General features: G+C 55.9%; 14 protein-coding genes. 7 read left to right on the top strand and 7 right to left on the bottom strand.

Features of this window, described 5'->3' with window-relative positions; genetic code table 11:
* Positions 1-28: 28 nt before the first annotated feature.
* The 3 genes from zigA to F3I21_RS21720 all read right to left on the bottom strand — a co-directional run bounded on the left by zigA (position 29) and on the right by F3I21_RS21720 (position 3415).
* Positions 29-1246: a zinc metallochaperone GTPase ZigA gene (zigA, locus tag F3I21_RS21730; RefSeq protein ID WP_150059722.1), complete on the bottom strand. Its 1218-nt coding sequence runs from the start codon at positions 1244-1246 to the stop codon at positions 29-31.
* A gap of 159 nt (positions 1247-1405) precedes the next feature.
* Positions 1406-2512, bottom strand: coding sequence for an ABC transporter substrate-binding protein (locus tag F3I21_RS21725; protein ID WP_021508746.1), 1107 nt, complete (start codon positions 2510-2512; stop codon positions 1406-1408).
* Between the two features lie 150 nt (positions 2513-2662).
* Positions 2663-3415, bottom strand: coding sequence for an IclR family transcriptional regulator (locus F3I21_RS21720; RefSeq protein WP_010615761.1), 753 nt, complete (start codon positions 3413-3415; stop codon positions 2663-2665).
* Between the two features lie 381 nt (positions 3416-3796).
* On the opposite strand from F3I21_RS21720, the gene F3I21_RS21715 reads away from it, so the two are divergent.
* The 6 genes from F3I21_RS21715 to F3I21_RS21690 all read left to right on the top strand — a co-directional run bounded on the left by F3I21_RS21715 (position 3797) and on the right by F3I21_RS21690 (position 8667).
* Positions 3797-4189, top strand: coding sequence for a RidA family protein (locus F3I21_RS21715; RefSeq protein WP_021508748.1), 393 nt, complete (start codon positions 3797-3799; stop codon positions 4187-4189).
* 192 nt (positions 4190-4381) lie between these two features.
* A complete protein-coding gene (locus F3I21_RS21710) occupies positions 4382-5218 on the top strand; it encodes a transporter substrate-binding domain-containing protein (protein ID WP_141495762.1) in 837 nt (278 codons plus the stop codon).
* Between the two features lie 53 nt (positions 5219-5271).
* A complete protein-coding gene (locus F3I21_RS21705; RefSeq protein ID WP_150059721.1) occupies positions 5272-6009 on the top strand; it encodes an amino acid ABC transporter permease in 738 nt (245 codons plus the stop codon).
* Positions 6006-6650: an amino acid ABC transporter permease gene (locus F3I21_RS21700; RefSeq protein ID WP_021508751.1), complete on the top strand. Its 645-nt coding sequence runs from the start codon at positions 6006-6008 to the stop codon at positions 6648-6650. The genes F3I21_RS21705 and F3I21_RS21700 overlap by 4 nt, the downstream gene beginning before the upstream one ends.
* On the top strand, positions 6647-7384 hold the full coding sequence (locus F3I21_RS21695) for an amino acid ABC transporter ATP-binding protein (RefSeq protein ID WP_021508752.1): 738 nt from the start codon (positions 6647-6649) through the stop codon (positions 7382-7384). Before F3I21_RS21700 ends, F3I21_RS21695 begins: the two co-directional genes overlap by 4 nt.
* Positions 7385-7395: 11 nt before the next feature.
* Complete coding sequence (locus F3I21_RS21690) at positions 7396-8667, top strand: alanine racemase (protein WP_150059720.1); 1272 nt, start codon at positions 7396-7398, stop codon at positions 8665-8667.
* Between the two features lie 125 nt (positions 8668-8792).
* On the opposite strand, the gene F3I21_RS21685 is transcribed toward F3I21_RS21690, so the two are convergent.
* From F3I21_RS21685 to F3I21_RS21675, 3 genes are all read right to left on the bottom strand, one after another.
* Positions 8793-9494, bottom strand: a complete 702-nt coding sequence (locus F3I21_RS21685) for an aspartate/glutamate racemase family protein (protein WP_150059719.1) — start codon at positions 9492-9494, stop codon at positions 8793-8795.
* Positions 9495-9644: 150 nt separating this feature from the next.
* The gene (locus F3I21_RS21680; RefSeq protein ID WP_010615756.1) at positions 9645-9866 is read right to left on the bottom strand and encodes a YdgH/BhsA/McbA-like domain containing protein; all 222 of its coding nucleotides are present in this window, start codon (positions 9864-9866) and stop codon (positions 9645-9647) included.
* Between the two features lie 106 nt (positions 9867-9972).
* Positions 9973-12027, bottom strand: coding sequence for an FUSC family protein (locus F3I21_RS21675; RefSeq protein WP_150059718.1), 2055 nt, complete (start codon positions 12025-12027; stop codon positions 9973-9975).
* A 242-nt stretch (positions 12028-12269) separates the two neighbouring features.
* On the opposite strand from F3I21_RS21675, the gene F3I21_RS21670 reads away from it, so the two are divergent.
* Positions 12270-13217 carry a sulfonate ABC transporter substrate-binding protein gene (locus F3I21_RS21670; RefSeq protein WP_150059717.1) on the top strand — a complete coding sequence of 316 codons (948 nt, stop codon included), beginning with the start codon at positions 12270-12272 and terminating at the stop codon, positions 13215-13217.
* A gap of 226 nt (positions 13218-13443) precedes the next feature.
* Here the strand turns inward: F3I21_RS21670 and F3I21_RS21665 are convergent, their stop codons facing one another.
* Entirely contained in the window at positions 13444-13986 is a 543-nt protein-coding gene (locus F3I21_RS21665) for a hypothetical protein (RefSeq protein ID WP_150059716.1), read from the bottom strand.
* Positions 13987-14152: the final 166 nt, after the last annotated feature.

Genomic DNA, 14152 nt, shown 5'->3' with positions numbered 1-14152 from the left:
GCCGCACAGCCCGCTGCGCGGCGACGCATCAGTCAAACCATGGCTGAAACGGATCAGGCAACTGTGCCCAGCCGTCTGGCCCCAGCGCCATTTCCTCATCGGTCAGTAACGCATGGTGCAGCTGCTGACGCAGCACGGTTTCATCCATATCGATACCGATGATCACCATCTCCTGCCGCGCATCCCCCGTGCCTTCATGCCAGTTTTCGCGGATGTAATACAGCGTGTCTGCGTCCTGCGGCCAGCGATCTTCAGGCACGCAGGCCCACCACATCCCGGCCAGCCCCTGCCGTGTGACGCCGCCGGCCTGCGACCAGGTTCCGGCGTGACGCGGGCGGGTTGCCAGCCAGAAATACCCTTTCGACCGCACCACGCCCTGCATGTGCTGCGTAATCACCTGGTAAAAACGCTGCGGATGGAAGGGACGACGCGCGCGGAAAACAAAGCTGCGGATGCCGTACTCTTCAGTTTCAGGCGTGTGCTCACCGCGCAACTCTTTCAGCCAGCCGGGGGCCTGTGCCGCAGCATCGAAGTCAAACAGGCCGGTATTCAGTACCTGATCAAGCGCCACCTGACCAAACTGCGCGCGAATAATCCGCGCACGGGGATTGAGCGAGTGCAGAATCGCGGTCAACCGTGCCTGCTCCGCCGCATCAATCAGGTCGGTTTTGTTGAGAATCAGCACATCGCAGAATTCAATCTGATCGATCAGCAAATCGACTACCGTGCGCTCATCCTCCTCGCCAAGCGATTCGCCGCGCGAGCGGACGCTTTCGCTGGAATCATAGTCACGCAGGAAATTGTAGCCATCCACCACGGTCACCATGGTATCCAGCGCCGCCACGGCGGACAGGCTTTGCCCCTCTTCATCGGCAAACGTAAAGGTTTCCGCCACCGGCAACGGCTCAGAGATGCCGGTAGATTCAATCACCAGATGATCAAAACGCCCCTCTTTTGCCAGCCGGTTGACCTCCAGCAGTAAATCTTCGCGCAGCGTGCAGCAGATGCAGCCGTTGCTCATTTCCACCAGCTTCTCGTCGGTACGTGACAACGCCGCCCCGCCCTCGCGCACCAGCGCGGCATCAATATTCACTTCCGACATATCGTTGACGATCACCGCCACGCGGCGGCCTTCGCGGTTGTTGAGAATATGGTTAAGCAAAGTAGTTTTTCCGGCGCCGAGAAAGCCAGAGAGTACGGTGACCGGCAGCCGCCTGAAGCCGCCGTTTGTGGATAAAGCTGACATAATCACTCCTGAATAATGACATCACGCGCACCTGAAGGGGTGCTGATATTGATATGTTATAACATAACAATATGCAGTGTCATGATCGTCGTGCACTTTTTGTGGGGATTTTGTCTTTCAGGGAAAGCGAACAGCGGGCCGGGCGCCCGCTGCGGGCAATTACTGGTTGTCCGGATAGCTCAGTTCGATGGCATCGTCCGGCAGTTGAGTGAAGGTTTTCACGAGGGTATGGAAATCCGCCACCGGTTTGAGATCGGCAAACTGCTGTGGATAGAGATCCTTCGCGAGGATTTCCATGCCGATAATGTTGTACGGGTGATTGTAGAAGTGATGATACACCCCGTATACGCGCCCCTGCTTCACCGGCGCGATTTGCGCCAGGCCGGTACGCTGCAATAACGTCTGGAACGTGGCACGTACTTCCTGCGGCTGCACGCCGTAACCAAACGGCAGCACGTTGCTGTTTGGCCGCTTTGAACCGGTCATGATGTAAACGTCCGGTTTCATGGCGATGATTTTTTCCAGCGCGACAAAGCCGGCATTGCCTGGCAGCAGTGCCGAACCAATATTTTTGCCGCCGACCGCTTCTACCAGCCCACCCCAGCCATTATGGCTGTGGGTAAAGCAGCAGTTATCGCTGTTACCGGCAATGGGTTCGATAAATACCGTGGGTTTGTTTTTGACCTTCGCAACGGCTTGGGTGATGCGGTCGAAGCGCTGCTGGTAAAAATCGGTGTAGGCTTTGGCTTCGCTTTCGCGGTTCAGCACTTTGCCCAGCAGCGTGACGCTCGGGGCGGTGTTTTGTGCCGGATGCAGTTCATAATCGACGAACAGCACCGGGATGTGCAGGTTGTTCAGCGTGCTCAGCACGCCGGATTGTTCCAGCGCCGGCTTAGCGCGCAGCTGTGCAATCATCAGATCCGGTTTCTGCGCCAGCACGCTTTCCAGATTAACCTGGCCCTGATCGCTGAAGCCCATATCGACAATTTTTGTCGCTTCAGGCCAGCGGCGCTTCAGCATATCCCAGGTTTGCGTATCCTGCTTTTTCGGCAGATTGTTCCAGGCCACGACACGTTTAAACGGATTGTCGCGATCGAGCAGCGCCAGCGTCAACACATCGCGCCCATCCTGCAGAATGATGTGCTGCGGTTCTTTGCTGATGGTTTGCGTGTGACCATCCATGTCGGTGACGGTGAGCGGATAGTCAGTCGCGCAGGCTGCGGTTGAGACCAGAATCCCCATTGCCAGTAACAGGCGCGTTTTCATGCCAAAACTCCGTGGTAAAAGAAATAGTTATTATTATCAATTACCTTAACACAACCTTAATCACGGCAAAATAAACCCGACGGCACGCGGTTGTAAGCGAATAATACGGCGCCGGGAGCCCGCCGCATTAAGCTGTAGCGAAGCAACGGCTCAGGTGAAATCAGACAATTTTTGCCCGGACGCGATCAGCTCCTGCAACAGCATCTGTCGGCGTTCCGCCGGGGTATCACGGCTGACCATAAAGCAGATCGCCGCGACCGCCTGGCCGCTGCGCGAGCGAATCGGTGCAGCCATACAGCAGGTAAAGCTTTCGGACAGACCTTCGGTCATGCAGTAGCCCAGCTGGCCGGCACGGTGAATCTCTTCGAGGAAGGTCTGCTTGTCGAGAATCTGACCGCTGGCCAGCCGATAATCCTCCTCCGGAATCAGGTCAAGGATGGCGCTGTCCGACCAGTTACTCAGCAGCAAACGACCGGTCGCCGTCCAGGTGATCGGCACGCGCACACCGATATCAGAGGTGATTTTAAACGGATGGGCGTTGCTCTCCGACAGCACCACGGTGTATTTGTTACCTTCCAGCATACACAGCTGGACGGTTTCGCCATGACGCGCCACGATCTCAACCATAAGCTGATGTGCACGACGGATTAGATCGTTGTGGGCCATGTAATCCGCACCGTAATAGTGCATTTCACGACCGAAAAACACGGCACCTTCCGCATCAAGCTCAACCAGACCCGCTTCACTCAGCAAACTGACCAGCTCATAAATACTGGAGCGCGGTGCACCGGTCGCTTCGATTAAATCCCGCATCGCCATAGGCTGACGCGCGATATGCAGCTGACGAAAAATATCAATAACCCGGTCAACACCGCGTGCCCGGGACGTTTTTTCATCCGGCATACGCTCACTCCCCTGTCGTTATGGTGCTACTCATCTGCGTTTAAAAAGAGCTGCATGATACACCCGGAAAAAGAAATTACCCATCCCCGCCATAATAAAAATCTTTCCGGCGACTTTATTTATCATGCGCTATTTTCGGGCCCCATTATGGCGCATAAAAAGGATGAGCTTCGCCGTCAAATTCGATAGCGGTCACATTTTCATTCAAAAAAATCAGGCACTGGATTTTATTTTGCGATCGCACCAGCACGGCAAAAAATTAATTGCCGATTGCCATATTGCAAAAAAGCAACAGCTGTGCAAATCTCGTCCTATCCGGTATTGCAGATAGCAGTCTGGTATATCAGACAGAAACAGAAGTGTGCAAAGGAGCAGAAAGACATGACGATCAAACGTTATGGCATTGAGGGCGGTACCGGTACCGGCGGGCAAAAATTGCCGTTCGCCCGCGCCGTTGAGGCCGATGGCTGGCTGTATATCTCAGGCCAGACGCCGATGCGCGACGGCGAAGTGGTAGAGGGCGGCATCATCGAACAGACACAGTTAGCGTTTGACAACTGCCTCACCATCATGCGCGAAGCGGGTTATCGCGTGGAGGATGTGGTCCATGTGACGGCGGTGTTGACCGACGCGCGTTATTTCAGTTCTTTCAACAAAGTATTCAGTGAGATATTCAGTGGTCATCCACCGGCGCGTATTTGTAGCGTGCAGGATTTAGTGGTCGACTGCAAAGTCGAAGTGGACATGAAATGTTTCCGCGCCGATCGTAAATAAGTAATACCGTTCAACCAGGCTGCGATGTTCATTTTCTTCGCCAACACCAGGCCAGCCTGATATTAATTAGTGCATTTGCTTTTTCAAAAAAATAACCCGAAATACGCGGTGCGCCGCTGCGCTGGCTATCGTCTATTAAACGGGTGATGCGGAATAACGCCGTCTCGTCAAACATTTAAAGAGAGCATAAAGATGAATGCAACATCGCTGAAATTAAGTGCCAAAACCGTGGCCGGTGCGCTGGTCTTGCTGGCGATAGCAGGCTGTACGCCCACCGAAGAGAAAAAAGAGACTGGCGCAGCGCCACAGTCGGCGCTGCAAACCGTGCTGCAGCGCGGCACATTGCGCGTCGGTGACTGCCTGAGCTTCGCACCGTTCGGTTTTTATGACAAAGACGGCAACCCGGATGGTTACGACGTTGACCTGGCGAAAGCGCTGGCCAAAGAGATGGGCGTGAAGCTGGAAATGGTCAACACCACCAGCGCCAACCGCATCCCTAATCTGCAAACCAACAAAGTCGATGTGGTGTTTTGTAACTTCACCCGCAATCTGGAACGTGCCAAAGAGATTGGCTTCACCCATCCGTACGTAGTAGCCAGTGAGGCAATGCTGGTGCGCAAAAACAGCGGCATTCAGTCTGCGCATGACATGGCCGGCAAAACCATTGCCACGGTGAAAGGCTCGACCAATGGCGACGAAGTGCGCAACCTCGGCATCGACGTGAAAATTCAGGAGTACGACTCATCCCAGGCGGCGATTCTGGCCGTCAAACAGGGCCAGGCCGATGCGATGATCGAGGATAACAACTTCCTCGCTTACCAGGCGAAGCTCGATCCGTCACTGGCCGTGACCAACGAAGCGCTGGTACCACTGGAGTACAACGCCTTTGGGGTGAAACAGGGCGACCAGGTATGGACCAATTACCTCAACGAATTCCTGTTTGAAATCAACGCATCCGGTGAGAACGCCCAGCTGTATGAGAAATGGTTCGGCAGCAAACCGCGTTATCCGCTGAATCCGCAATACTGATTGTCCGCCCACGGCGCAGTCGCACAGGCTGCGCCGCCTGAAGGAGTCATACCATGAGTTATCAATGGCTAACCCTGTGGCGTTACGCCGACACCTTTCTGGAGGCCGCGTGGCTCACGCTGCAGGTTACCCTGCTGGCGTTCGCGCTGGCGGTGGCGCTCGGTCTGCTGGCCGCACTGGCGAAATCTTCACCGCTGGCGCCGCTGCGCTGGATCAGCCACTGTTATGTTGAGTTCATCCGCAATACGCCGGTGCTGCTGCAAATTTTTATCATCTTTTTTGGCCTGCCGTCGCTCGGTATCACCATGAGCGCCTTTACCGCCGGCGTGCTGGCACTGGGGATTAACGTCGGTGCCTATTTGTCGGAAACCTTCCGCGCCGGTATTCAGTCCGTGGCGAAGGGCCAGCTGGAAGCGGCGTATATCCTCGGCATTCCGCGCCACCAGATTTTCCTCAGCGTGGTGATGCCGCAGGCGGCTCGCGCCGTCTGGCCGGCGATCATCAATAACCTGATTCAGCTGCTGCTCGGTACGTCGCTACTCTCGGCGATCGCCCTGCCGGAGCTGACCGGCACCGCCACAGTGATCAACGCGCGCACCCTGCTTTATATCCAGACCTTCAGCGTGGTTGCCCTGGTGTATCTGGTGCTGAGCAACCTGTTTTCATGGCTTGGCACCGTGGCCGGACGCCGGCTGTTCCACCCGCCGCTGGTGACGCCGGTAAAAAAGTCCGGCTGGCGGTGGGCAAAAAAATGGCTGATTAATCCAGTGAAACGGGAGAATGCGTTATGAGCGAACTTATCATCAGCTCGCTGCCAATCCTGCTGAAAGGGCTGGTCATCACCTTACTGCTGTCCATCGCCGCTATCGCCGGCAGCACCCTGCTCGGTTTACTGGCCGCGGTGCTTCGCACCAGCCGTCTGCCGATCGCCAGAGAGATTGCCGTGCTGTACACCGAGCTGTTTCGCGGCACGCCGGTACTGATCACCCTGATGTTCATTTACTTCGGCGTGGCCTATTTTGGCTATGAAATCAATTTGTTCGCCGCCGGCATTCTGGGCCTGAGCATTTATCAGGGCGCTTACATTGCTGAAGTGTTCCGGGCCGGCATTGAAGCCGTGCCGAAAGGGCAGTGGGAAGTGTCGTGGATCCTCGGATTATCAAAACGCCAGACGTTTCTCAGCGTAGTGCTGCCGCAAACGCGCGGCATCGTGCTGCCGCCGCTGGTGGGCCAGTATCTTTCGCTGATCAAAGATACGTCGATTGTCAGCATGATCGGCATGTCGGAGCTGATGCACCAGGGACAGGCGATTGTCGATCGCATTGGCCAGCCGGTGGTGGTTTACGGCCTGGTCGCCCTGCTCTACTTCGCTGTCTGCTTTCCGCTTTCCCGTTGGGTTCAACATCATCAAACCAGGAGCCAGTTATCATGAGCAAATCCGCCATTACGCTGAGCCGTATTACCAAATCCTTTGGCGCAACCCAGGTACTGAAAGAGATCAGCCTGGACGTGTCGCCGGGCGAAGTGCTGGTGCTGATTGGCGCCTCCGGCTCGGGAAAAAGTACCGTGCTGCGCATTATGAGTGGTCTGGAAACCGCCGACGGCGGTGAAATCTGGGTCAATGAAGTACCGCTGCATGACCGTAAACGCAGCAGTGAAATTTGCGGCCACGTCGGCATGGTGTTTCAGCAGTTCAACCTGTTCCCGCATAAAACCGCACTCGGCAACGTGACGCTGGCGCTGATCAAAGCGCAGAAGCTGTCCGAAGCGGAAGCGAACAAACGCGGCATGGCGGCGCTGACGCGCGTTGGCCTGGCGGAGCGCGCGCATCACTATCCGGCTCAGCTGTCCGGCGGGCAGCAACAGCGTGTGGCGATTGCCCGCGCGCTGGCGGTCGAGCCGAAAATCATGTTCTTCGATGAAGCCACCTCCGCGCTCGATCCCGAACTGGTCGGTGAAGTGATGGAAGTGATGCGCAGTCTGGCACGGGAAGGCATGACCATGGTGGTGGTGACGCATGAGATGGGCTTTGCGCGTAAAACCGCCGATCGCGTGGTGTTTATGGACCAGGGGGTGATCGCCGAACAGGGTTCGCCGGAGCAGATTTTTGTCAATCCGCAGAATCCGCGCACCCAGCAGTTTTTGTCGCGCGTGCTTGAGCACTAACAGGAGGCAGGATGTCGATTCACTTCCCTTTGCAGGCCGACGGCGCGCTGGATGCGCTGCAGCCTGCGCCGCGGTTTAAATCGGTGGCCGGAACGGGCAATCAGCCGCTGGCTAACGGTACGCCTGTGTTTAACAGCCCTGACGTTTTCTCACCGCTGATGCTGATGAAACAATCGGCGCTGGAGAATAACCTGCGGCAACTGGCGGCGTTCTGCCAGGAAAACGGCGTGATGCTGGCTGCGCACGGCAAAACCTCGATGTCGCCGGCGATTCTGCGCCGTGCCGTCAGTGAAGGCGGCGCCTGGGGCCTGAGCGCAGCGACGCCGGCCCAGGTGCGCGCGCTGCGCCAGTTTGGCATCCGCAACGTGTTTCTCGCCAATGAACTGGTCGATCCCGCCGGGATCCGCTGGATTGGCCAGTGGCAACAGCAGCATCCCGACCACGGCTTTCTCTGTTATGTGGATTCGCTGCAGGGCGTAAAACTGCTTGAGCAGCATCTCGGTGGCGCGCAGATCGCCGTACTGCTGGAGATGTCGGTCAGCGGCGGCCGCACCGGCTGTCGCTCGCCGCAGGCTGCGCTGGAAATCGCCCAGGCAATCCATGATAGCCGCTCACTGCAGCTGGTGGGTGTGGCCGGTTATGAAGGTGCGCTGGGTGCCGGACGCGATGCCGCAGGCGTGCAGCGCGTGAAAGATTACTGCGAGATGATGATCGCGACCGCCGCGCTGCTGGCTGAACACCAGCTGTTTGCCAGCGGGGAGATTATTCTCAGCGCCGGCGGTGGCGCGTGGTTTGATGTGGTCGCGGCCTGCTTCAGCGCGGCACAGTTGCCGCTGCCGGTCACGCCGCTGATTCGATCCGGTGCGTACATGGCACATGACAGCGGCTTGTATGCACGCATTGCCCCCTTTGCGCAGCCGGGTGCAACGCACCATTTCAGCGCCGCACTGGAGATCTGGGGCCGCGTGTTATCGCGTCCGGAGCCGGGGCTGGCCTTTGTCGATTTCGGCCGGCGCGATGTGCCGTTCGATCAGGATCTGCCCAATCCGCTGTGGATTCGTCAGGCGGACGGCAGCGCACCGCGCGCGGCTACGCATTTGCGCATCACCGACGTCAACGATCAGCACGCTTATTTGCAGTTACCGGCGGACGATCCGCTGCAACCGGGCGACTGGATTGGCTGCGGCATTTCCCATCCCTGTACCGCATTTGACAAGTGGCGTTATCTACCGTTGGTGGATGATGACTATTGCGTCACCGATTCACTGGAAACAGCGTTCTGACGCTTTTTCAGCCACAAAAAAGGCTGCCAGTGCTGGCAGCCAGTTCTGGCACATCCCTGTGCGACCATGCGGGTCGGCGTTGTGCCTTCAATGAACACATAATAACACAGATTATAATTAGCAGGCTAGTTATTTGTTGCCAGCGCCAGCTTCACCGCGTCCTGCGCATGGATTAATGTGGTATCGTACAGCGGCACCGCCGCATCCTCCGCTTTAACCAGCAGCGTGATTTCGGTACAGCCAAGGATAATGGCTTCAGCCCCTTGTGCCACCAGCTGAGCGATGATGTCACGGTACCGCGCGCGTGATTCTTCACGGATCACGCCGAGGCACAGCTCCTGATAAATAATGTCGTGCACCGTTTTACGTCCGGTAGCGTCCGGTACCAGCACCTCGATGTCATATTGCTGCTCAAGGCGGCCTTTATAGAACTCCTGCTCCATGGTAAACGCGGTCGCCAGCAGACCGACGCGTTTCACGCCGGCCTGACGAATGCGTTGTGCCGTGGCGTCAGCGATATGCAGCAGCGGAATGCGGGTGGCCGTGGTGATCTGATCGGCGACTTTGTGCATGGTGTTGGTGCACAGCACAATGAAATCCGCGCCGCCCTTCTCCAGGCTACGGGCGGCTTCGGCCAGGATTTCACCGGCCTGCTGCCATTCACCGGCGACCTGCAATTTCTCAATCTGCTGAAAATCGACGCTGTACATCAGGCTGCGCGCCGAGTGTAGTCCGCCCAGCTGTTGCTTTACCTGTTCATTGATGATGCGGTAATAGAGCGCGGTGGATTCCCAGCTCATGCCGCCAATCAGGCCAATCATTTTCATTAGTTACCGTTCCCCACGGAAATTAGCTCGTCTGGCACTGTACGGTATTCAATGAAGGCTTGAAAGCATCGCGGCGCTGAACCGCATCGCAGGCACAAAAAAGCCCGGGATAACCCGGGCTAAGCACGTTAACGGAGAAAAGGATTGTTATTATTTGTACAGCTCAGCAGTCATGTCCACGCCGTTGTCTGCGCGGGCGCTGGTGATTTTGTAGCTGTCCGCACCACTCGCTTTAGCCTGAGCGGCAACCTGGGCTTCAGCGCTATCCAGCGTGCTGCCGTGAACGGAGATGCTTTCAGCGGCGAAGCTACCGAAAGAGATCATAGAAAGAGCAGCAACAGCAGCGATGGTCAGAGTTTTTACGTTTTTCATGGTCATATTCCTTCAATGTTTGGGTCAGAGCTGAATGCTCTGCATGGGAGTTATAGTAACCATTGTTATTATTACCGACCTAACAAAAAGTGCGATCTTAATCACACTATGTGAGGTTTTGCTCTGCCAGCGGCTGCGGCCAGCGCGCGCCAGGAAAGAGCGACAGACGGATATTGAACAGATGAAACAGCGGCGCAAACAGCGCATTTTCCTGCTGCGCCGCCGCCTCCAGCCGTAGCAGTAACACATCAAGCTCATGCAGCAGCGCCGGCGATGGCGTGCTGTCCAGAGTTTTTAGCCGCTGCTTAAGAAACTGGCTCAGCTCGTGAAACATGGCCGCGCTTTCTATCTGGTTCGCCAGCAGCAGGTGCCGATGACGGGTGTAATAGTCATAGCAGTTAGCCCCGAGCCAGGCTTCCGCAATCAGGTTACCGCCCGCCACCAGTTCCGGTGCCGGATCGACACGTTTACGCGGCAGAATCACGTTTACCCTGTCCAGCGTGCGTGCGACAAATTGCTGCCGCGCCGTCAGCGTGGCGGTGTTCATGCGCAGCGCGGTAATAAACTGCAGCAGATCGCGAATGCCTTTACGCAGCGCACGCGTGGCCGTCCACGCCGGGCGTTTGTTGCGAATCAGCAGCGTCAGCACCAGTGCAACGGCAATGCCCACCAGCGTGGAGATCATGGCATTCACTATAAGCTGCAAATCGGGTTTGAAATGGTGGCTCATGCCGATCAAACCGGGGATCTGCGTGGCGACGATGAGACCGATCAGGTTGGTTGACGGATTGGCGATCACCAGCCCTAAAGCAAACAATCCCGGCGCAAGGCAAATCACCAGCGCTTCAAACGTCACCGCCTGCGGGATCAGCAGCGTGACGTAAATCAGGCTGATCGCCATGGAGATCAGTACGCCCTTCAGAAACAGCTTCATTGGCGCGATGGGGCTATCCAGCCCGGCGAAGAACGAACATAGCACCGCCGCCATCATCGGCGCGGTTGAACCATCACGCCAGCCGCTGCCAATCCAGAACAGGCAGTTGGCAAAGGTGGCGATAAAGGCAGTAAAGCACGACAGCAGCAGCAGACCTTTATCGACATGCTTGTGCGCGCGTGACGCCTTGCCCGGTTTCACCGCTGGCGTCCAGTCACTGACGCGCTCGCTAACGCTGTGGTAAGCATCAGCAATACGGACAAAGTTGAGTAACCGTTCCAGCAGGCCGATGAGCAAAATGCTCTCTTCACTGTTAAGCCGTCCTGCGCGCCAGGCCTGCTGCAGCTGTTCCTGAGCGTCGGTGAGGCGATCGCGCACCGGCTGCTGCACATCACCGTTCAGCCATTGTAAAAATTGCTGAAAGGCCGTCGCGACATAATCGGGAAAGCGGATCTGCTGCTGTGCCAGCAGATTCAGACGCGATTCAATGGCGGTGAGCGTCGGGATCAGGTACGACAAATGCTGATACTGCACGCTGACCAGCCGCACCAGCCGCCGCGCGGCATCCCCTTCATAGACGCAGTGGGTGATCAGCGTTTCGACGTTAAGCGGATAGTTGGCCATCTGCACCAGAATATCCTCGCGCTCCAGCGATTTTGCCGCGGGCATCGCCGTCATCAGCTCGCTACACAATTTACGCGCGTTCTGATACCACAGCCCGACGCTCTGTTCGAGCAGATGGCGCATCGAAACCGGGAAGATCAGCCGATGCACCAGGCTGCTGCAGACAATCGCCACGGTGATTTCCTCAATGCGGGAAATCACTGTATAGGTAATGGCGCCTGGCGAGGTCACATCGGGAAAGCCCATAATGGCGGCGCTGTAGCCGGCCAGCATGAAGACGTAACTTTTTGGCGTGCGGTCGTGCAGCGAGAGATACAGGCAGACGGCAACCCAGAGTGAAATACACAGGCTGAACAGCATCGGCGACTGGACCGTAGCCGGATAGATCAACAGAGTAAACAGCCCGCCCAGCACGGTGCCAAAAAAGCGAAACACCGATTTGGACACCGTCGAAGCGGAATAAAGCTGCGAGGCAACATACACGGTGGTCAGTGACCAGGCGGGTTTGTCGAGGTTGAGTTCCAGCGCAAGATAAAAAGCCAGAAAGGCGGCCAGACAGGTTTTGGCAGAGAACAGTACGGCGCTTCGGGAAAACCACTTCATAGAACGGGAGCAACCTATAGCAGGCAACGTTATCGCTTATCCTGACAGAAGCCTGCGGCGTTGACATTTTGATTTGTTATACAAATTATTACCGTGCTAATTATCCGGTTCTCTATGCAACTTGCCCATTACAGTGAATGCTGATGCAGGCTGGAATTAGAGTTATAAGCGATATTAAAAAGTTATTTATTGGTTATATAGCAACTTTGCCAGGATGGAGGAAAAACCACGAGAGACGTCCCATGAAAGCACAACGTTTTGCCCTGAGCGCACTGGCACTCAGCTTCGGCCTGCTCGCCACGCACGCCTTCGCCGCCAACCCGGAAACCGTCACCATCGGCTATCAGAAAGCCAACATTTTTGCGCTGCTGAAATATCGCGGCACGCTGGATGAGACCTTCAAAAAAGAGGGTATTGCGGTGCGCTGGGTGGAATTCCCCGCCGGCCCGCAAATGCTGGAGGGGCTCAACGTGGGCAGTATCGATCTGGCCGCCACCGGCGATGCGCCACCCGCCTTCGCGCAGGCGGCAAAAGCCGATCTGATTTATCTCGGACATTCCCCCGCCAACCCTAAAACCGAAGCTATCGTAGTACCGAAAGACTCACCCATCAAAAGCGTGGCCGATCTCAAAGGCAAACGCGTTGGCCTGAACAAGGGTTCAGACGTCAATTATCTTTTGGTGAAAGCGCTGGAAGATGCCGGGCTGAACTATAAAGATGTCACGCCGGTTTACCTGCCGCCGGCCGATGCGCGCGCCGCCTTCCAGAAAGGCGCAATTGATGCCTGGGTGATCTGGGATCCCTACCTGGCTGAGGTCGAAGCCAACGCCGGCGCGCGTGAAGTGCGCAACGCCGAAGGTCTGGTGCCGCACTACACCTTCTATCTTGCCAGCCGCCCGTTTGCCGAAAACCACCCGCAAACGGCTAAGCAGGTGGTTGACGAGTTGAGCAAGCTGAGCGACTGGGCCAATCAGCATAAGGATGAAGCCGCCGCGATTCTGGCGAAATCCACCGGTCTGGATAAATCCATCTGGCAGACCACGCTGCAACGCTTGCCTTATGGCGCGTCACGCATGTCACCGCAGGTGTTTGCGGAACAGCAGGCGCTGGCAGACACCTTCACCCGCGTCGGCCTGCTACCGGTGAAGGTTGATGTGCGCAGCGCGACCTGGTCGCTGGATAAGAAATAAACCCTTTAAGCTCTGGCGATTAAGCGCCTGACCTGAAGCGGAGTAAACCTGTTTTCCACGGCCGGACGGTAAGTTACCGCATCCAGCGGGAAAACTTATCGCCCTCCGCTTTCACGTCGATAAATCTTCTCGAAAGTTCTTACATTGCCATATCCGAACGTTAACGACTTATGTTAAGCATCATCCGACGGATTTCTGTATGTCCGCTTCTGACATCAGGCTGGTATTAGCTTCCGCCAATAAGATGCTGACAAATCTTGTGTGCATCCCAGTTAGGTTGGGGAACTTGTTTGAATTCGCTGAACACCTGTGCTGGGGCGGTATTCACGCTAATGGGGTAAACTGCTGGAACTTCACGAACACCATAGTTCACCGCAAAGTAGTAACGCTTACCCGGCTGAGAAATGATAGGGATCCACTGCACACCAGTGTAGGTTGTAGACGTGGTCATAGTCACTACAGGATCTTTGGCATTGTAAATCTGCTGTATAGCAATTAGTTTGCCCGGTGGTACTTTTTGCACTATGAGTTTCTTACTCATATCCCACATATTAGGGCTTAGTTGGAAGCGCTCTATGCGATCATAGCATTCGCCTTTTTTCTCGTAGAACAAGATATAAAGCATCCCACTTTGCTCTTCCCTCTGTTGTATCACCACAGTTGCGGCATCTTTACCGTTATACGATTTGTAATTTAACGGCAGCAATGCAGAACACCCTGAGAGCAAGAATGTTGAGGTCAAGACTGCTAAAGTAAGTTTGATATTCACCGATCACACCCTGTTGATTTTATACTTATAAAGCCAAAGTGAATCGCCACGGCTTTAACAGACACCTCGGAGTCATTTAAGATGGCTTAAAGAGAGGTGCCCATGAGCGGTAAGCGTTATCCCGAAGAGTTTAAAATCGAAGCAGTCAAACAGGTTGTTGATCGCG

The organism is Pantoea sp. B_9, from assembly GCF_008632015.1.
GTDB lineage: Bacteria > Pseudomonadota > Gammaproteobacteria > Enterobacterales > Enterobacteriaceae > Pantoea > Pantoea dispersa.
Note: the sequence above shows the minus strand (reverse complement) of the source record. Positions and strands in the feature narration are given on the sequence as shown.